Consider the following 20867-nt stretch of genomic DNA (forward strand, 5'->3'; position numbering starts at 1 on the left):
CACTTCCTATCGGACGTGTTGCTAGTTGTCTTACACGAACCTATGAAAATGATTAGGGTTTCCGATTTGTTTCTAAAATTGACTTGTGGCTATTCCTCTGTTCTCATTACAAGAACTTCAACGGTCACGCCACTACTCTCACTAGGATAAAATAAGGTTATTCGCTATTTACGCATTTCCTTATAACGCTTCATTGAGTGTGTCCTCTCTACGTTCCCAGCTTTCCACGTTGCCTTATTTCTATCAAAATTACATTAGGTTAGGTGCTGACTATACCCCACCATTCTATCCAACGCCTGTAACGTTGCATGGTTTTTCATAGAATGAATTCTTACTCAACCACAGAATGATAAACTCAGATTTCTCTAAGCCAGTCCGTAGGAGCGTACATTCGCCAGTTCGTCAGTGTTTTACCACATTCTCACCATACTAAGTTTTTAACGACTTCCGAGCTATCATATACGGACAATACCGCTATTGCCTTTTCGGTTGTTTACTGAACACTACGGTATATTTCACTCGACTTCACCGAGCTTCACACCATTTCCATATACACATAGGAAATCGCATGTCGGAGTATTAAAGGGAGCGTTTCAGAACGTTACTTCATCATTCCACTCCTCGAAATAAGACTTTATCCCTTATTTGTTTAATTTCATAACACGTAGGGATAAGATAGCTTTTCACTATCTAACGTGTCGCACTCATCCCTAATAGATAATCCAGATACTGCCTTGCTTTAGCAGAATACGCGAGTCCATCGTATTTAGACGCACTTTCTAATCGATTGAGAGCTGTCTCTAATTCTGCCGCTTCAAAAGAGGATTTATATACACGAGATTGCTTTTTATTCACACCTGCAAATTCATATACTTCCCTATAGATTAACTCTCCCTCGCGGTCCGCGTCACAAATGTTAACCGCATGGTCAACATCAGGGCGTTGCAACAATTTAACAAGGATTTGTAATTGTTCAGCATTCTCTTGTTTCACCTTATAAGCTGGCTCATAAATTAAAGGTAAGTGTTCTAAACTAAACACTTTGTACTTTGGATCCATCTCTTCTGGATTTTTTAATTCCAGCAGATGCCCACGGCACCAACTGACAATATAATGTTCATTTTCATAATAACCATAATAAGGTTTGCTACCAATGTACTTTTGCGAGTGACGGAATCGTGGCGATTTCATAATTTCATTGGCCACTTTTGGTTTTTCTGCAATAAATAACGTTTTTCCCATAACTTTTCCTCCTTAAACAAAAAAAGGACACACCTACGCTATGGTTATGCGTAGGTGTGTCCTTTTGCAATATGATTTTTTAGTATTGGATTACTATAATTATAGCACATTATGTTTTTAAAAATCTTAATGTAGCAATATTTTTATAGAAAAAACCATGTTACTTTTCTATTATATTTTGATCTTACCCTCCCACTCATGCACACAGAAAGTACCAGTATTATGAGTATGATCACGTGGATAAAGCTTAAAATATTTATTTAATTTTTTCTCATTAGTGCTATTAGTATATATTATTTTTCTTGTTGCAAAACGTATTTGATATTCATTATAAAGTCGAATCATATTTTTACTCGGAATAAAAATGGAATTATCCGGCTTTTCAAAAGGATAGTTTCTTTCCCTAATAACTAATAAATGTTTCGGTGATAGTGGTAAACAAAATTCAGTTGAAATATTCAAAGTATTTTTTTCGATGTGCTTAATATTTACAACAGGATTGTCAGAAATTAGAAATTCATCATTAATAATAACTTGCTTCATTAATGCCGTTCTCCAATTCTGAGATTTTTCTGTTTCAGTTTTCTCTATAACAGCAAGATACCACTCGAACTTATCACTTAAAAGATATCTCCCTACTCTATCCAAAACACCAGAAGCTAAATGTAATAATAATCTCTCATTATCATCTGGTAAGATATCAGTAAAATCCGGTATATTTACTTGAAGCATATTCATAAAATTTCCACTTAACTCTCTGTAAGCAGGCGTTCTAATACTTTGTAAGGCTATAAAGAAGACTAAATCTATCTTCTCCTCCTCACTTAAGATATCAATTAAATTAGTTTCGAATAAATTAGGAGAATTATATAACTTCTCGTTAATTGTTCTAAAACTTTTAGCAAATCCGTCTTCTAATTTAGAAAAAAAACCTTCCAAATATTGCTTATCAAAAAAACGAGAGTCCATGGATTCGTTGGCATTTTCTTGCTGTTTACTCAAGAATTCTTCCGACAAATCATAAAAATATCTTTGCTGCGCTACATTATCTACATGTGTGTTAGAAAATTTTCTGGATAAAATTTTATCATAGTAATTTAGCCTATCATTTACCGCGAAATATTTAAGATAAAATCTTGGTACATAATGTTGTCTCTTAACCATAATATCACCTATCATTCTAATTAGTATTCATCAAATAGTACTATTATATACCTATGATGTTTTTAAGAATACTAAATTTGGATATTGTTTTACAAGATGATTAATTTATTCTAGATACTTTCCTAAGAACAACTGGTGAGTATAAAGTTACCTATCGTGATGGTACTGGCGGATCTGTAAATGTTGACTATGCTGGGTTTTCATCTAATGATGAAGATGAAGGACGCACTGCTTATAATAAAAAAAGATGATTTCTATATTGTACAGAAGTCATCTTTTTTTATGGCTCTATTTTTTTAGGGGGCACGTGACCCCACTTAATCATTTCTTTTTATTATAAAATCCTTTGGATGACCTTTTAACCGGTAATACTTCATGTTAAGACGAATAGCTACTACAGAGATTACAATGAACCCTATTACATATAACATTATTCCTTTCTCCATTTCTTATTGTTTTGCAAACTTATTGTGTAAATACTTCACATGTTTCTTTTCGATATCCTTATCCATAATGTCCGCTCGCAATATTGTTTGGTAGATGTGCTGGACCTCATCATTTGTTAGTTGCGTTTCAGTATATGATTCAATACATTTTTGTAGATCGTTATAATACAGGACATGTTTATCTTTAGATTGAACATTTACTCTTTTTAGACTGCATTTTGGATGGAACGCTGCAATAGAGATACATGGCAGCTGTTGTTCTATTAACCATTCAATTGCTTTTATATGTTTATAGTTTTGTCGAAATGGATTTTGAAAAGAGGATTTTTTTCTAAAAATACCCTGTGTCCACCTTGCAGATTTCTCATTTCCATAGATCCATCCCTCGTAGTTCTTCGTCTCTATAACAAATACACCGGTTTCCGCGATAACAATATGATCAATTTGCGTTGTATCACCATACTCCGTATGAACCGTAACATCATGTAACACGCAATAACTTTCGGAATCCAATTTGTTCAATATACGTTTCACTAATTTTTCTCCAGCTTTCCCCTTCCATTTTGGTACATGTTTTTTCACAACTATATTTAACGGAATCAGAATCGCAATGAGAACTAGTTCAAATATTAATACTTTCATAATAGACCCCCCTTTTTACACCCTTGCGTTTCTGCGCATTAAACGATATACATGCGTTTCTAATCCTAAAATAAAATATGAGATACATAAGCCTTTTATCACCATCTCTACGAATCCTAATGCTAATGAAACAAGGAGCCCACCTCGAAACTGAAAAGGTCTGGTCACCCTTCTATTTACTGGTTTTTCAATGACGCCAAAGTTAGCCCAGGTAGGCAAACGTTTTTCCACATTTTTCACGGTACCCATTAATCCGTATTTTAACGATAGAATGAAACATCCGATTAATAAATAAACAACAGAAGAAAAATAGATAGATAGGCCTATTACGATGCATGTCAGTAACCAGCCTATTAATATAGAATTTCGCAAAGCAATATATTCTCGATTTCTTTTCAAAACAAACATTCCTTTCAAAATAAATTAGGGTGTTTTTAAATGGAAAATATTTACATTTAAAAACAAGCATGATATGATACGTCTATATTAAATTTTGAAATAGCCTATAAAGGATTGTGATAGATATGTTAAAACTTGTAGTAGATAATACCGTAACAGAACCAGAACCAAAAACAGATTCAGCTTTTTCAAACTATTTCACCTGCAAAGACTGCGTATATTATCTTTCAAAATCAGATTCTTGCAGTCTACAATTAGCAGCTGATTCAAATAGTCCCCTTATTCCTTATGAGTGTGGGAATTTTGAGGAAACCTATGAAATCGGAACGGAAGATCCATTGAATTCACATATTCATCAACGACTTCGTGAAGAAAAAGCACAAATACTAGATGAAAGCTATCCAGCACAACCTGCTATCGATCCAATCCATAAAGATGCAATATGGTATGGGTCAGTAAACTATGGTTGTTGGATTATAAATGATTCGAAGAAACGTTTTGCACTTGCAGAACAGGTACCTTTCGGTGATAATAATATGTCATCTAAAAAATACGCATCTCCTTTTCCTTTACATGACCATGGTGCAAAAGAAGGTATCCGGCACTATATGTGTTGGTACGTAAATGAAAAAGGAATTGGCGAATACCATCTTCTTATTGGTGGTGTCATCATGAAAATTGCAGAAGGAGTTAAGAAACTTGGATTCAATTACTAATCGTATCTACAAGAAAAGAATGTTAGAACATACCATACTATTTAGTTTGGTACAGCTGGTACCATTGATCTTATCTACTGGTATCATATATATATTTCTAGAACTTACTGATACGGAGTGGAAAACCTGGTTTAGTTATGAAGGAATCTTTACAATTATTTTTCTTATAACTAGGTTCCAGGTGTTTCAGAATAAGAAAAGTATTATTTCTTTAAATCAACACGAAAAATGGTTTTCAAAGTTAAATATCTTCTTAGTCTCTATATTTCTAGTGTTTTTTGCATCGATACCAACTCTATTAAAAATTGCTTTCATTCTACAAATGACTGTTACTCTACTTCTACTAGAGTACCTTTGTTTGTATATTGATCGTTTACCGATACATAATTTATATAGAGTACAAGAGATCATTTGTGATAAAAAACAACTCAAAATTGAACGAATTATTCCAAACAATGCGGAACACGGTACTCATACAATTAAAACAAGGGATGAGCAATACTTTTTATATACCGCTGTGTATTTGAGTGGCATACTATCGCCAATTTCAGAAGAAGTATTTGAAGAATATGAAAGAAAGAACCTAATGGGTAGATAAAAGGTACTGAATGTAAATTCAGTACCTTTTCTACTTTTATATATAGTTCTTTACATATTAGCAAATAGCCATGGAGCGAGTACGGCTAACATACACAGCAAACAAGATCCTGTTATGACACGGTTGGCCCAACGGTAATATTCGGGCTGTTTTGTACTCTCATGAATTCTTCTTAAACGAATACCTGCGATTAACATAAATGGTGTGAAAATAAGTGCTGTTGCTTTAAACAGGTCTAAAAAATCCGTAAAGATGTTCATAAATGAAAATACATCGGAACTGAACAAGAAGTACACACTTAGTCTCATAGACATCATGCTAATAAATGAGAAAATCATACTTCCGGTTGCCCACTTCATCCATTGACCATTCTTTGTTATTAATGCCATAACCATGACAATAACGCCTAATACGAATGAAATAGAAAAGATATTGACTCCTACTTTAAAAGCCGGCGCATACAATCCTTCAATCTTTTGTATAATTGATGAGCCGAATGAATCATCTTTCCCTGTTGTTTTCGCTCGATTGTTTAATCCCTCTTGGAAAGATGACGATACATCGTTCCCCTTCAATTTATTAAAATCTACTTTTACAGAAGCTTCAGCTGCTTGTAAGGGTATAAGTAATAAAATCATTAAAACAAGCGTACATAAGACTCCTATCATCCCTTTTTCTTGTTTCATCACACATCACCCGCTAATTTTGGTTTGATGCTCTTTAATTTGATTTCATTTCCTTCCGCAGCATAAAAAAGATCTGCTGCATAATAGATATTTGCTTTTGTATATGCCCCCATAATTGCATTTGCAATTTCTTCTTTTTCTACTGCCACATATGTTTCATTTTCATTGTAAAACTCAATTTCAATTCGGTTAATATTATTATTTAATACTGTAATATGTAATTCTTTTAAGCTATCTAAGCGATTCCCTAATCCACACACCAACTTAAATACTTTATTTGCAATTGTTGGTGGTTTTACATACGTCGTATTAAAATGAATCGTTTCATCATCTATCACACCATCTTCCTCGACTTCACACGTCATAATGAAAGAATGATTTTGTTTTTCAATTTCTTGTTGACTCAACTTGCGATCAATGACATACTTCACGCTTGTTGACAGGTTTTCTATATATTCATCCAGTTCGGTATTTGAAATTTTAACCTCTGAGAATTCCGGGAAAATCATGTAAGCGTGTATATTTGAACTACTTTTACTTACACGTAATACCTGGACTTGTTTCTTTTCATAGCGCACCGTTTGTTCTAATTTTTCTACTACATTGTTACTTATGGAATTAATATTCATTTACATTCACCTTTCGAAATTGTTATTTTTTAACTTATAAATATTTTTTACTTCATTTAATCCTCATGTTTGGATTTAATCTATTTTAAGCATTGTAATATTGCGGAGAGTTCTCGGTTCTCCTGTTTTAAGATTATTAATCACTTAATCTCAAAACATTTTAATATTACAATGACGTACAATGTCTCATTATAGTCGAATATTCTTATATGGTGAATCATTCTGTCCCACTCATTTGTACAAAAATAAAAAAATGTTTTATCCTTGTACAAATGAGTGGGAAAATGCTGTATTTCATGCTATTTAATTAAGAAAATACAACTAGGAAATAGATTTATATATTCCCTAGTTGGCTATTACTCCATTCAACTAGCGTATAAGAATAAGGTGAATCGACCTCTAATTTCATATACAGTAATTGATTTTCTGGTAATATCTCTCCCTCTGTATGAATCCAATAACGCTTCTTATTAGACATATTTATGACACGTGTCAGTCCTTGCTCTTGTTCTATTACTTTTGCAGTCCATCTCACAAAATCCATATCTTCAACATCAGCTACTCCTTGTTGAACAGGAAAAACGTGTTCCGTTTCCGGTGGAATTGAAACATATTCTTGTTGTGGATACATGTCCTCATATTCGAATAACTCTTCAGGTATATCCTCATCACTTGGAAAAGGAATATCATAAACAACTTCAGGAGTGGGAGTATGTTGAAAATCTTCAGCATACTCCACTTCTTCTATAGCCTCATGTTTTAACCTGTCACTCTCTTCCTCACCCAGATTCTTATGAACCGATGTAGCAACTAAATCATAAATATTTGCTACATCCTTTTCTAAGGTGATTTCTTTTGTTGGAACAGTAACACGCTCTTGTTCCCTTCCAATAGGTCTATTTTCTCTTGGGCACCAATAAACGGGTCGTTCCACCGGTTTATTTTCCATTTCTCTTTTCTTGGCTTCTTCTATTAGAAATTTTTTCCTTGAATTACGAACTACCAAAAACACATAACAAAATAAACCAATAAAAATCTTCGTAAACATAATATTCCCCTCTCGATCATCCAAATAAATCAAACTCATACTGTCCATCGATTACTTTGTTTTTTCGTTTTTCTTTCTTTTTTGAGGAATCCACTTCAACAATAACTGAATCCCAGAATGTGATATCTTGTTTTTGTACAAGCATACGCTTATCAGTATTCAGTGTTGTTAAAGCTCGAATGATATCCTCTATCTCTCCATCTACTTCAAGTACATTCTGCTTCACTCGAACTCCAGGTACTTGTTCTTTTTTAATACATTCAACGGCACTTTGTACAAATTGAGGCTCTTTCATAAATGCTACGTCCATCGTTTCTGATAATTTCTCCACCCAATTCGTAAATTGAATTTCAATTGATTCAAATACAGGTGTAATGACATTACCGATGTTCGCAAGGACGCGTTTCGATTCATCAGATGCTGCTTTTGTCCATTCCTCTGTAGAACCTTTTAATTGATTTCCACTCTTAATGTTTTGAATTAATAGAGTCTGTAAATCTCCTGTATCACCAAGCATTGCATTCAGTCCATCGCTTGTTGCATCACCATTCATTGCTTCAGCAGCTTTATTCTTCTGAGCAATTAACTGTGCCATCTGAGCTTGGAATGTTTCTTTATAGCCCAGATAGAAGGTTCTACATTGCTTAGTTTGTCCAATACGCCAGTGTCTTCTTGCAGCTTGGTTTAACGTAAATAAGCTAAATGATAGTTGGTAGAAAATTATTGTTGGCGTGGCCAGCAAGTCCAATCCTACCTTAACTAATTCTTGTGAACAGATGATTACATTCACACCGCTACTTACTTGCTCTTTTAACCATGCACTGCGCTTTGGCGGAGCAACTGTATTCGTGCGAAGAATAGATACTTTTGCACCAGGTACTTGCTCTGCAACCTTCTGTAAACGAGGCTGAATGTCTCGTTCTTTCACTGTAGATCCTGTATCAGATACATAAATGATGGTTGGACGGCCTTCAGAGATTTCAGTTTGCAATATTTCTTGTAACTTCTTCTCCTTCGGCTGTATACAATCCTCATCAAATCTGAATTCCTCGTTGGACCAAACCAATTCTTTTTCCGCGTTATCTAAGTGATAGTTTGGATAGTGGTTCATATTATCTGGATACGAATTTCCTGTACGAATATAAGAGAGCCATAGTTTCCCAACATCCGGTGTACCTTTCGCCCCTTCAATCGCCTTCTCAAAAGACCCTTTCATATGCTCATAAGCCTTTTTTTGTTCTTCCGACATCTCGACAAGAATCGTAGGTACATTAATTAACTCTACAGGATTTGGCCAAACATCTTTTAAGCGTACATTAATGGTTGTATCCATTAAGAATTGAGTAAACACATATGGTGAAATACCAGGAACAACTTTTGTTTTATCTAACATCCCTTGTGCACCACGTGAAGCAACGTTGGATACCACTTCACCGTCATGGTAATACGTTCTCTCTATGTTTCCGTAGGTTTCATTCCATTCCATTAAAGAACTATATTCAAAGCCACTTTTCACCATCTTTTGTGGGAATAAACGCCATAAAGTATAGAATACGTCGCTCGCGCGCCCACCGAATAATGTACCTGTTCCAGCTACAACTTTTTTACAAACCTTTGCTAAACTTCCTAGTGCAGTTCCTTGTGCTGTTTCACTTTTTAATTCGTGGACTTCGTCACAAATTAAAGCATCAAAGAAGTGTTTCATTTTTCTACGAATATACTCAACTGTAGCTACCTTTCGATATGCTCGTCCTGATTGTTTCGCATCATATGACTTCACACGATTCTCTAACTCTAGTTGGTTTTGCAGCGGTTTATTTCCCTCTTTTATTGCTTGCACTAATTTATTTTCATATTTGGTCCAATCTTTAAAACTTGCATATTTCGTTTTTACTTTTGGACTCCAAATGTTTGAATTACAATCAGCACATACACTGTTTTTATTTGTTTTCGAATCTAAGTCACTTCCTGTGAAATCTTTATACTGGCAGACTTCTTTCTGATCACCATTAGCTTGTTGAACCATAATAGAAGACGTTTTTTTACGTAACTTAGCACCACAATCTGGACAGTAGTAGCCATTCTTATAATATTTTTGCACCTCTTCCTTCGATTTCTTGGAAAGTGCAATTTGTTTATAAGGTAATGGCATATATTTAATAGAATCCCCTCGCATCGTTGTAAAACTAATGACAAAGAAGGTTGGTTTTTCTGGTTTTGGTCTTCCTGCCTGAATCCAAGATTGATGAATGCGAATTAAATCCTCTGTACGTTTAATCAGATGTACGTCTGCGTCTGGTATTAAGTGTCGTATTTCTTCTTTTGCCCACTTCTCCGTAAGAGTCGGTGGAACAAATACGCAGGTACGGTACCCTTTTTTCCCGGTTAAATGGAAATATCCATCTACTGTTGCTGTCATGATTGCGCTTTTTCCGGACGACATTTCCCCCTGTATAATGATTCCTTTTTGTACTTGTAATGCTTTTGCTGCACCTGTTGCTACATGTGCCTGTACAGGGAATAATGGTCTTTGGTACGTATCAAAATGAGATAATGCCTGTTCTTTCATCGGTTGATGTAAAGGCTCATCTAATTTCGTTACCTTATCAAGCATGACAGGCGAATATTCCAATAGGTATTCATTTAAATCATTAATTTCATTGATTTTTTCACCTGTACCATCTTGTGGAAATTGACATTTTCCAGTGCGTATCATTTCTGATAAAAACTCTTTACAATCCTCTTCTTTTAGCACTACCTGCGCAATAGATAGAGAAGTAAATTCATTCTTATCAAAATACACATCTAATGGTTGTAATAACTTTCTAGTTAGCATCTCTTCGTATATTGGCTTCGCCCATTCTTCTAAGATTGGGAGACCATATGGAGGAGCCATTAAGAAATCTCTTACTTGCATTTCTGGTGCTTCATTAATTGCAACAATATACTTTTCTTCTATTTCCTTAGAAAACGCAATAATTGCTTTTTTTCTATTTGCTGTTTGTGTATTTATAAAATCAAATTGTCCTTTCGAGATTACATTCATTTTTTTGCCTAATACATAATGTAATTCTTCTTTTTGTCCCTCTCCAAAATACAAACGACGAGTCCCCATTGATATGGCTGCTCTGAATGACTTTAATGTACTGTCATTCGCACCTAACACTGCAAATTGCATTTGGTTGTTATGATTAACTGCCATAGCAAAGCAGAAGGCTGAATGTGAAGCAGTTCCCGTCTCCAATTGCAACATCGCTGGTGTTTGTTCCTGATCAAATGTATCTTGTTGAATCATTTCTTGTAACATAAGTTTCCCTCCTAAAATAAAAAACGCATCTTATTCGATACGTTTCATGTCCTACTCATTCAATTTATTGGCTAAAAATCTATAAACTGTTTCCACTCTGGTAATGACTGTTCAGCCGCATGTAGCATATCACCTGCACCTTGAAATACAGAGAATTGCTCTAATACTTCCAAATATGTACTTGCACCTAATTGAGAAGCACATAAACAAATGACTGTAAGTACAATAGCAATACGAAACATACGATTACTAAATTCCCATACAATAAATAATGCTCCTATTCCTAATAGTACAGACATAGCCTTCTTCCTTTCCTAGACAAGTTCTTTGACTTCACCTTTTGGCGTTGCAATGATAAATTTAGCGCGGCGTTTTTGTAATACAACTTCTTTTGTTGTTTTTTCCAAATGCTCAAATGAATGTTCATAATACACATTTTCAGATCCACGAACTGCATGGAGTGTATCACCTTCACCAAGCAAACCATCTGCCACACCTGTTATCAGCAATAGTCCTAATTGTCCGGAAGCAATTGGCATTTTTGCTCTCTCTGCAGCTGATTTTTCAGCTTGAAGTGAGTAACCATTCCCTCTATTTAAGCGTTTCTTAAATATCGAGATACCTTCTGATTTCCCCACACCTTCATAAGCACTTTTATAATCCACTCGTGATGTAAAAATAAGTTTGTTTTGATGACGCAATTCAGGTATAGTCCAATCCTTACGATTCACCATTTGTGCTAATGTATTCACATGTTTTCTTACGAAAGCAAGATCGGACATATTTTCACAAAAATTAGCAAATCGATCATTGAAATATGTATCATTCTTCATAGTTGCACGCTTACGGCCAATAAAAACACATTGCTTAAATTGCTCAAATTCTTCATTTTCATCGCCAAAACGCATTAATCCTATTTCCTCATAATGTTTTGCTAAGAAATAACTGATGTCGTCTCTAGCAAATCTATCGTATGGAATGACATACACCATAATCCCACCTTCTTGTAAATAAAGGTGAGCACGCTTTAGGAAGCTGAACTCCATTTTCTCTGATTTTGTATTTTCTGTACGAAGCTCCGTATTATATGGAGGATTTAAAAATATAAGCGGAAAGTAGTCATGACTAATCATCATGCTTTCAAAGCTTGAGCGTACCACTACATCTAATTGCTCTTTTGCTTTGCCATATCGATTTGCATCTACTTCCACACCATATGTATCAAGTTGTATGCCAACCTGTCTCACCTCATCTGCAAAACTTCGTAAAATTGTCCCTTCTCCACAGCATGGATCAAAGCAAGCATAAGCTCGCTCTGATTCCATTTGTAATAATTGTACTAAGTGTTTCCCTTCTGTTAGTGGTGTTGGATAAAATCCCGCCGCTAAATCATTTCCTAAAATTGTCGATAGGTAAGTCTTTGAGGTTATCTCCAACTTTTCCCCCGATCCGCACGGTACGTGCCACTTTCACGGCATACCGCGGTCCACCTATATTGTAGTTTTCTTTTCATCTAATAATGATAAGCTCTAAGCAAACAACGCTAGTTGTTCATGTTCCATATCCACTTCATTTTGTGATTACATACAGATTTCCTCATTTTTGACTAATTTCCGCAATTTATTAAGTTTGCCTAACTGTTCCTCGTTGAGTTTTAATTTATTGAGGAATTGGTTTATGGTTTCTATATTGGTCGCGTGTATTAGTGTATGGACACTTGGCTTGATGATGGTAAGATTTTTGTAGCTGTCATCCCTTGTTTCACTCCATAATCGCTTATGGTGACAGTGGATGTCCCAAGGCGAGAGTTTCTCACCTGTTACACTGCATCTTCCTTTTTGTGCAATATAAAGAGAAATTCGATTATCATTGTATTCTATGGTTGCCCGTTCATTTATAACTGGGTTTTCTCTTAACCATTTCAGTTCCGCTTCGGTTATTTCTGCCAAGTTTTTGTGTATAAGGGCTCGTCCTTCTGCGGTGTATCTGTTAATAGATTGCTTTTTCATCATCGGTTTTTTGTGTTGAATATAGGAGATTGGTAAAATAGGACATTTCATGAGAAATCTCATCGCTTTTGACTTTAGGTATGGTTTAATACCTCTGTCTTTCCCTTTATATTTCCCTATATTCGTGTATCCGTTTGTGTTGCTTTTTCCTCTAATTTTTGACTTTGGGAATCTGTTATACATCATGTGACCAAGACTATGGTTCATTTTACTGAAATCCAGGGAAGCATGCGTTGCTATTTTATAATAGTTGTGCTTACCAATGACCATGCTGTTGTATATACTGATTCTCTTAATTGTTTCATTAGAGTTTGGGGTTCTCTGTATCCTTTTCACTTGTTTTGCTAAATCTTGTTTTGTTTTTTCCAGTGCTTTTGGAGAGATGTGTGTTACTGCAATGTATCGTGTGTTACCGTTCTTCTTACCTTTCTTTACAGCCTTAAGAGTGAAACCTAAGAATTCACTCTGTTGCTTTTTCAGATTGGTTACTTTAGACTTTTCGGTTGAGATAGGCAGTTTTAGACGTTCTTCTAACCACATTTGAGTTGCTTCGAAAATTTTCTCCGCATTCCTACGTGTATTTGTAAAGATTTTAAAATCATCTGCGTATCTTACGATATACATTGGTTTCATCTTGGATGTTTTGGATAGACAATATGTTACAGTGTCATTACTCCAAATCCCATCTTTCAATCTCGGCTTTACCTTCTTGGCTTTGAAAGTTTCCCATTGATTACTAATCCACCAGTCAAATTCGTTAAGGTTAACATTGGCGAGTAGTGGACTAAGGATACCACCTTGCGGGGTACCTTTGGTCGGAAATATCGTTTTGCCGTTAGGCAGTTGCACTGGCGCTTTCAATATTTTCCGGATAATGACTAGTAGTTGTTTGTCACGAATACCCAGTGTCCATAGTTGGCGCATGAGTTTGACGTGACTTACTTCGTCAAAGAATCCCTGAATGTCTATATCCACCACATATGTAAGGTTTTGCTGATTTACCCGTTTTGTTGCGTCTGCTATAGCATTTTCAGCACTTCTGTTTGGGCGAAATCCATGACTTCGGTTACAGAAGTGTGCTTCACAGATAGGCTCCATTACTTGTAAGATGCATTGTTGGATAATCCTATCCCACATACTTGGTATTCCCAGAGGTCTGGTTTTCCCATTGGGTTTCGGTATTTCCTTGCGCCTTACTTTCTGCGGTTGGTAGTTTTGAAAGCGTCTTTTTACTTCGTTCAAGAAATAGCTTTGTTCCATTCTCTCAATATCCTTAATGTTTACATTGTCACAAGCTGCTGTTTTACTCCCTTTGTTTCCTTTAATATTACGAAACGCGAGGAGTATATTTTCATCTGATATAATGATAGGCATTAAATTTTTAAAAGAATTTTTCTTTGTTGCCTTCTGGTATAAGTTATCTAAGAAAGTTTGGATACCGTAGTATTCGTTGTGTCTTAGTTTCTTATTCTTTGGCGTGGACTTAGTTCTATCATTCATGGTCTATCACCTACTCTCATATTGATTTGGTGACCTTTTGAGTCTTACCAGAATCCATGCAAGATTAGATGAAATTTCAGTTCCTACAAATAGGCTTGTGGCTGTTCCTCCAATTCCATTACAGAATCTTCAACGGTCGTGCCACTACTCTCACCACTATTAAGAATACTTCCCTCGGTTACCCGTTTCGTATTCAACTATATCCGCCGATAGAGTCATAGACCCAACGTTAGTGGCTTTCGACGTTCCGTTCAGACTATCGTTGTTTTAAAGATCTTTCAATCTCCGATTTAGGTGCTTGCTTTACCCCGTGTCTAGCTCCGTTGCCTGTAACAACGTTAGGATTGGTCACTATGCGATGTTTCCAATCCATTAGACAAGTCTTATTTTCAGACTCCGAATCATTTCTGACCCGTAAACCTATCGAGGTGTACATTCGCAAGTTCGTCAGTGTTTACACATTCTCACCTTGTCGGTTGACAGCATACGGTACTTAGTTAGTTCCAGCCGGTTTATTATTCCTGCTGGCTTTCGGTTATCCATATAGACACTACGAACCGTAACCGCATGTTTTACCCTGCTTCCAACATCTCACTCTGCCGAGTGTATGCAGTTGGGAATCTCACTGGGAGAGTTTCGGGGCGTTACTCCTTCATTCCTCTCACTCGCCTGAACAGTTATCCTACTCTTTATTGTTTTCGATGTTTCTACAATTAAGAATAGTCCTCGTTGTCGCCTATGCTCCCGCATTACTTACTCGAGAACGTCTCGCACCGCATAATCGTTCCCTCCAAGTTCTTTTTTACAATAAAAAAAGGAAGATCCAAGTACATACATCACTTAGTTCTTCCTTTTACCCTCTATACACTACCTCGACTTTATTAAAACGGTAGTAAATCATCTGCAATCTCCGATAGCTCATCCAAACCAGCGAATATATCATCCGACTCTTTGGATTGCTCTCTTGTTTCCTGCTCTTTTGGATCATCTAACACTACCCAAATGTTATCCTTTTTCATACTTATATCCCTCTATCCTACTTATTTTTCAGTTTCATAAACCACTTCTTCATAATCAAAAAAGTAATCTTTTAGCTTACGAATAAATTTACGTAACTTTGGTTCGGCTACGATCTTAGTACCACTATAAAAACTTTGTTGCCCAACAAAGCGCCATAAGATGACATAACCTACCTTCATTTCCTGAATCCCTTCAATATACAATGCGATTTCTTGAGTGGCTTCTTTTTCATTAAGAGCATGTGGCTTGAAATATTGAAATTTACCATCTGGTAATATAATTTCTGCTTCAAAACACCCTCTCATTTGATTTACTCTTGCTCTGGATTCAGATGACATCGCTGCTGCAGCATATGATTTCTGATTTTTTCCATTCGTGTTTTATGTTCCTCTACTGTTGGTACTAGTTGTAAGTGTCTACAATCTTTTTTCATTTTACTATCTCCTCTACTGTTTAATTTGTTATTTTATGAATAATAAATAACCCCGCCTGCAAACTTGAAAACAACACAAAAAGGGCTTCTTCAAGTCGATTAATAATGTGCATAGCAAAATAAGCTATATATACACTAATCGGCTCAAAGAAGCCCTTTCACAAATGAAACAAGACGCAACTTGCTTCTACAACTCAACCACAACACAAAAAAGGTGTGGGAATAAACGGAATCAAATAAACTAACAATATACCCATATATTACACAATTTGAATTTTTATATCAAGATTTTTTTAAAAATATGAAAATATGCGCTAACTTGCTATTAAAATACGACGCCTCGATAAGTATAATATGCAATACTAGGCAGCTAGTAACAAATTTTTTAGGAGGCTATGCAATTTATGAAAATTAAACTTAAAGGATCTTTAGCTATGTTATTTATATTCTCTCTATTTTTTATAGCTCTTTTCTTTGATGAAAAAGCAGCTGTATCTGGTGTATTAATGTGCTTTTTTAGTATTTTAGCAAAAGAAAAGTTTTCTAGGATAGCATAAAAAAAGAGCCCAGATAATAGGGCTCTTTTTTTAACTCTACTCATTATATTTTGTATATATATCATTTAAAAAATACTCTCTATTTTTCGCGTAAATATTACAGATTTCATTCGCTAATTTATTTAAACGTTCTTCCTTGGCTTCATAAAGATATTCAACGAGCTTTTCTATTATTTCTTTAGGATATTTAGGTATACAACTCTTAATCAAATTATCCATTAACTCGCCTATAACTAATCTTTTTTCTATAGTATCACTAGAATCTATTCTCTTATATAGGCTTTCTATTATTTCATAAGCATTAAAATTAGCTTCTGCGTAAGGTATAGCGATGTCTAACATATGATAATTCTCTCTACTAATATCATTTAATACGGATATTAGATTCAACGAGTCTGATAGAAGTATTGTATCTTCTTTACTTATTCCCTTTGGTATACAGCTCTTATAATGCTGATAGAACGCCTCCCAAAATTCAATAATTTTCCTCCTAATATCGTCTTCTAAAGGACGCCCAACTTGATAACAAAACATTCTTATAAACTCACCAATTATTTCATGATTCCATGTGACCAAAACTTTCTCGTATAAATCGTTATCTGTGTAACAGCTGTCTAAATAACCTGTAGCAATATCCCTTGCTATTTGTTTTAATTGGATATTATTATCAATAGCGTATTTATAATGTTCTTTCATTAATGTATAAATATCACTAGAAATACGTCCACTACGAGTATATCCTGTCATAAAAGATATCCAATACTTATCCCCTAAATTTATTGTTTCAACCTTATTAATGGTCCAATCTTTTTCTAAAGAAATAAATAGGGATAGTTTCCAACCTAATAATATAAACGCATCTACTATTTTATTATCTAAGTAGTCAGCATATATTTCTCTGAATTCGGTATCCCAAATATTCTTCTCATCTTTATTAAACAATGACATACTTAATAACGCTTGCAGGCCTTGTCCTTTAACAGAATTTAAGACATATGATATTGGGTCATTATTTAAATCTACTTCTTCTACACTTTTTATTTCTTTTAATATATACAATAAAATTTCTTTAGCTTTAGGATAATGTTTATTTTCAAACGCCCATTCTCCATATTCTGAACCCGCTCTTAATAGGGAAAAAATACACTTTAAAGTAGATTTATAATCTGCATAATATACTCCATCATCTATTTTATAATTGTCACTCCAAAATTCTATTCTATTTATATAACTTAAAATAAATTCTAAGATTTTTCCCCAATCAAATGATTTTTTTTCTTTCCACGAGTCAATTAACCCCAGTAATATTTGACAGATATAATCATATTTTGTATTAATGAAAGGTTGTAAATTCTCTACTATCTTATTTGGATGCTTTTTAGTAAATTCTTTTATTACTCTTCCTAAATCGTTAGTTGTAGGACCTTCCCAAAAATTAGTTACTTTAAATTCATTTATATATGCTGCCAACTCATTATTTGTCATCTTAAGAAGTTGTTCCTCATCTATGGATACAGATTTGGAATCTATTTTTATCTTCTCTGTTTTTATCATTGGTCCCATTTTAACATCTATATCATTCTTTGCTTTTAACTTTCTATATTGTTCATTAAAATATGGGATTTCTTTTAATGTATTCAATCTTTTCATTTTCCAAATTTCTTTATATTTCTCTTCATTTTCAATTTCCCAGTATAAATCTGGACCTTTTTCAATATAATCCATTAGTATCTCTTGATTGTGCAACTCTATATTTTCTAGTTTCTCTAGAACCACCCTCAATTCATCTTCGAATGCACCTTCTTGAAATATAATTTTCCCTTTTTCGCAAGATAATATATTCCAGAATATACGATTATACATTGGGGAATTTTTACCTATTACATATAACAAGATTTTTTGGAATAAAAAATATTCTTCATTCATTAAATTACTCAAAAACTTTTCTATAAAACTATCTTCTTTAGAAACTAATAATCTTTTTAATAGATTAAGAATTAGTTCTATACCATCTTGATTGCCTTTTTCATTTGAATCATGAAGAGAATAAAAAACCTCTTTGTTATATAAACCATAATAAACAAACCTAATTTTATTTTTTAAATCTGATTCTATTTTTTTCCCTTCAAATTTATTACTAATAAAATTTGCAACACGTTCAACAAATTCTTCTAATTCCACTTGTTCTAAATCAAATTCATAAATAAATTTACTTTCATCTAAAATCTTAATACTATACTTTTCTGCAAAATTAAATACCTTAATTGCATATTGTTTGTCATCACATGTAAACACTACATTACTTTCTGAGTCCCCAAGAAACCTATTTATCTGTTCTTTAATATATATTAACAATTCTTCAGAGCAAACCTTAGAAATTATATTAACCATATTTTCATTAAATATATTATAAAAGTGATAACTTTTAAGTTTTATTAGATTATGTTCACAATCTAACTTTAGTAATAACATTATAATGTTTTCAGCCATTTCTATGTCTTTTGGTTCTTTAGAATTTATGAACTTAGGTAAAAGTTTTTTTCCGACTTCAAAAGAAATACGTTCTTCACCATATTTTGAATTCATCCACTTTTCTATAACATTAATCACTTTCAAATCTAAATACTCATTAGGAATATTAGTTAAAATTTCAATAAATTCACTCCAAACAAGATAATTATCCAGAGATTCCCCTTTTTCATCTTCATAGTTTGATATCTTATTAATTATCTGCAAAATGTCATTTATTCTACTTTCATGTTGTACAACCTTCTTTAAGTAATCAGTTTGAGACCAGTATCTTACCTGATAGTTATCCCCTTCCTTTTCCGGACTTGGGACTTTTTCTGGATTGAAAAATCCTTTTTCCTTCAGGTAATCGAACCACCTTTCATCATCAACATTTTCAAATAAATAGTCTCCTAATGATTCGTCCTTCTCAATTAAATCTATTACAGCTCTTATTCCAGCTCTAAATGCTTTTTGTTCTTCTCGCTTAATAACATCCTTTATTAGTTGAATGTTTTGCATATAATCCTGCTCTTTACTCACTTCACTTAAGACATCTGCCCACTCATGAATTATAGGAATTAATTGTGAAAAACCATTACGACTAATATCGAAAGAAATTAACTCTACCCCTAAGTTATTATAGTATTTATTAAGTAGCTCAACCATTTTATAATCTTCTTTATAAGTTGGATATAGCATATAATGTTTTTTCTTATACTCAGGATTAGTATTTTTAGATAGCATATACTCTAAGATCTCATACTCCTCTAACCCATATCCCATAAACAAAACTACATACTTTGAATTAAATACCTTATCTAAGAAAACTGATAACTCAGGAAATGTATTTTCAGAATTCGCTCCATAACACTCTAAATAATGATTTAAAGTAACTAACATATCTTTCTCTTGTTTTATGCTGCCATGTATGTGAATTACATTTCCATTTTTAAGCTTGGATTCTAATATGTCTGAACGTTCAAATACGATTTCTCGGCTTAATTCACTTTGTAACGATTTACTGTTTACATTGGTATTTATATCTTCATCTAATTTTCTACTGTTTTCTACTTCTTTAGCTATTCTATCTAAACATTCATCATAATTTGTAGTTATATAAATGGCATTCATTGAATATAGTTTAGAATATACATTTTGATACTTTTCATAATCTTGTATCGCAAATACCTGTTCTGCTGGTTTTGGTTTGATTTGTTTTTCTTTCATTAAAATCTCGCAAATTGTTAATAATTTTTTTGCGTCTAGTTTTTTTAACCCCTCATAAGTTCGATAGTCTATTAGGTTTTCATCATAATATATAGTGTTGAGCCTATCTTGAGCAAATTGATTCCACAGTGGTAAATCTACTAATTTTGATACCCCAGCCCCCACAAAAATAATAAGATTCCCTAATTTTGCCGCTTCTAATATTTCCGGATAGTTATTTATATCTGGAATTTCCTGAATACTATCTAGTTTAATCTTTACTTTGGTATTCACTTTTATTCCCCCAAATCTTCACTAATTTTAAACACTAACAAAAAATTAAAGATACTAAACTTTAAATAAAGCCTAATAAATCTTCTAATTATACAATTCAAACATGAATAAGCTGTTACATAAGTACATTCCTTTATACACTTTGCAATTTATTAATCTTACCAATTATTGCTTAATTAAGTAATATAATTATTACTTTTAAATTTTTTAAATTCATCTTAACTCTCCCAAAAATATATTCTTATTATCTAAATTCAAAGATCATCCTCAAGACATTTAATCTTCAATTTTCTCCTTAGTTAAATTGCTATACTACATCTACATGTTTACGTTCTGCTTCTGCTTTATATTTGTACTTACATTTCTAGATGATTTTTCAGCAAAAAGAGCTGGTATCATAGCGGAAACCAGCTCCTTTCTGTACTATAATCCAACATCTTCTCTTATACTAAATTTTTTC

The 20867-nt window shown here is 33.7% G+C and carries 15 protein-coding genes and 2 pseudogenes; 3 read left to right on the top strand and 14 right to left on the bottom strand.

Features of this window, described 5'->3' with window-relative positions; translation table 11 throughout:
* Nucleotides 1–693: 693 nt before the first annotated feature.
* From QCI73_RS28930 to QCI73_RS28945, 4 genes and pseudogenes are all read right to left on the bottom strand, one after another.
* Nucleotides 694–1242 (bottom strand): annotated as a pseudogene (locus QCI73_RS28930) (toprim domain-containing protein); the annotation flags it as partial.
* Between the two features lie 171 nt (nt 1243–1413).
* Complete coding sequence (locus tag QCI73_RS28935; protein WP_144533768.1) at nt 1414–2406, bottom strand: DUF4238 domain-containing protein; 993 nt, start codon at nt 2404–2406, stop codon at nt 1414–1416.
* 449 nt (nt 2407–2855) lie between these two features.
* Nucleotides 2856–3494, bottom strand: a complete 639-nt coding sequence (locus tag QCI73_RS28940; protein ID WP_144533765.1) for a nuclease-related domain-containing protein — start codon at nt 3492–3494, stop codon at nt 2856–2858.
* A gap of 15 nt (nt 3495–3509) precedes the next feature.
* Nucleotides 3510–3893: a hypothetical protein gene (locus tag QCI73_RS28945; protein WP_071713414.1), complete on the bottom strand. Its 384-nt coding sequence runs from the start codon at nt 3891–3893 to the stop codon at nt 3510–3512.
* Between the two features lie 125 nt (nt 3894–4018).
* On the opposite strand from QCI73_RS28945, the gene QCI73_RS28950 reads away from it, so the two are divergent.
* Together QCI73_RS28950 and QCI73_RS28955 are read left to right on the top strand one after the other, a co-directional pair.
* A complete protein-coding gene (locus QCI73_RS28950) occupies nt 4019–4609 on the top strand; it encodes a hypothetical protein (RefSeq protein ID WP_000916407.1) in 591 nt (196 codons plus the stop codon).
* A 19-nt stretch (nt 4610–4628) separates the two neighbouring features.
* Nucleotides 4629–5207 (top strand): hypothetical protein, encoded by a 579-nt coding sequence (locus QCI73_RS28955; RefSeq protein ID WP_144533798.1) that lies wholly within the window; start codon nt 4629–4631, stop codon nt 5205–5207.
* A gap of 50 nt (nt 5208–5257) precedes the next feature.
* On the opposite strand, the gene QCI73_RS28960 is transcribed toward QCI73_RS28955, so the two are convergent.
* The 9 genes and pseudogenes from QCI73_RS28960 to QCI73_RS29000 form a co-directional block, all read right to left on the bottom strand.
* On the bottom strand, nt 5258–5893 hold the full coding sequence (locus QCI73_RS28960) for a hypothetical protein (RefSeq protein WP_144533763.1): 636 nt from the start codon (nt 5891–5893) through the stop codon (nt 5258–5260).
* Nucleotides 5893–6522 carry a hypothetical protein gene (locus tag QCI73_RS28965; protein WP_001024815.1) on the bottom strand — a complete coding sequence of 210 codons (630 nt, stop codon included), beginning with the start codon at nt 6520–6522 and terminating at the stop codon, nt 5893–5895. The genes QCI73_RS28960 and QCI73_RS28965 overlap by 1 nt, the downstream gene beginning before the upstream one ends.
* 334 nt (nt 6523–6856) lie before the next feature.
* The gene (locus tag QCI73_RS28970; RefSeq protein ID WP_144533761.1) at nt 6857–7570 is read right to left on the bottom strand and encodes a transposase; all 714 of its coding nucleotides are present in this window, start codon (nt 7568–7570) and stop codon (nt 6857–6859) included.
* A 16-nt stretch (nt 7571–7586) separates the two neighbouring features.
* Nucleotides 7587–10877: a DEAD/DEAH box helicase gene (locus QCI73_RS28975; protein WP_144533759.1), complete on the bottom strand. Its 3291-nt coding sequence runs from the start codon at nt 10875–10877 to the stop codon at nt 7587–7589.
* 71 nt (nt 10878–10948) lie between these two features.
* On the bottom strand, nt 10949–11176 hold the full coding sequence (locus tag QCI73_RS28980) for a hypothetical protein (RefSeq protein WP_144533757.1): 228 nt from the start codon (nt 11174–11176) through the stop codon (nt 10949–10951).
* 15 nt (nt 11177–11191) lie between these two features.
* A complete protein-coding gene (locus tag QCI73_RS28985; protein ID WP_144533755.1) occupies nt 11192–12313 on the bottom strand; it encodes a DUF6094 domain-containing protein in 1122 nt (373 codons plus the stop codon).
* Nucleotides 12314–12457: 144 nt separating this feature from the next.
* Entirely contained in the window at nt 12458–14386 is a 1929-nt protein-coding gene (gene ltrA / locus QCI73_RS28990; RefSeq protein ID WP_000999901.1) for a group II intron reverse transcriptase/maturase, read from the bottom strand.
* Between the two features lie 881 nt (nt 14387–15267).
* On the bottom strand, nt 15268–15405 hold the full coding sequence (locus QCI73_RS28995; protein WP_000711001.1) for a hypothetical protein: 138 nt from the start codon (nt 15403–15405) through the stop codon (nt 15268–15270).
* 21 nt (nt 15406–15426) lie between these two features.
* A pseudogene (locus tag QCI73_RS29000) lies at nt 15427–15839 on the bottom strand (DUF6018 family natural product bioysynthesis protein).
* A 404-nt stretch (nt 15840–16243) separates the two neighbouring features.
* Between QCI73_RS29000 and QCI73_RS29005 the strand changes: the two are divergent.
* Nucleotides 16244–16396, top strand: a complete 153-nt coding sequence (locus tag QCI73_RS29005) for a hypothetical protein (RefSeq protein WP_000694591.1) — start codon at nt 16244–16246, stop codon at nt 16394–16396.
* 36 nt (nt 16397–16432) lie between these two features.
* Here the strand turns inward: QCI73_RS29005 and QCI73_RS29010 are convergent, their stop codons facing one another.
* On the bottom strand, nt 16433–20407 hold the full coding sequence (locus QCI73_RS29010; protein WP_001093518.1) for an SIR2 family protein: 3975 nt from the start codon (nt 20405–20407) through the stop codon (nt 16433–16435).
* Nucleotides 20408–20867: the final 460 nt, after the last annotated feature.

The sequence above is a fragment of the Bacillus cereus group sp. MG16 genome (assembly GCF_040459875.1).
In the GTDB taxonomy this organism is placed as follows: domain Bacteria; phylum Bacillota; class Bacilli; order Bacillales; family Bacillaceae_G; genus Bacillus_A; species Bacillus_A paranthracis.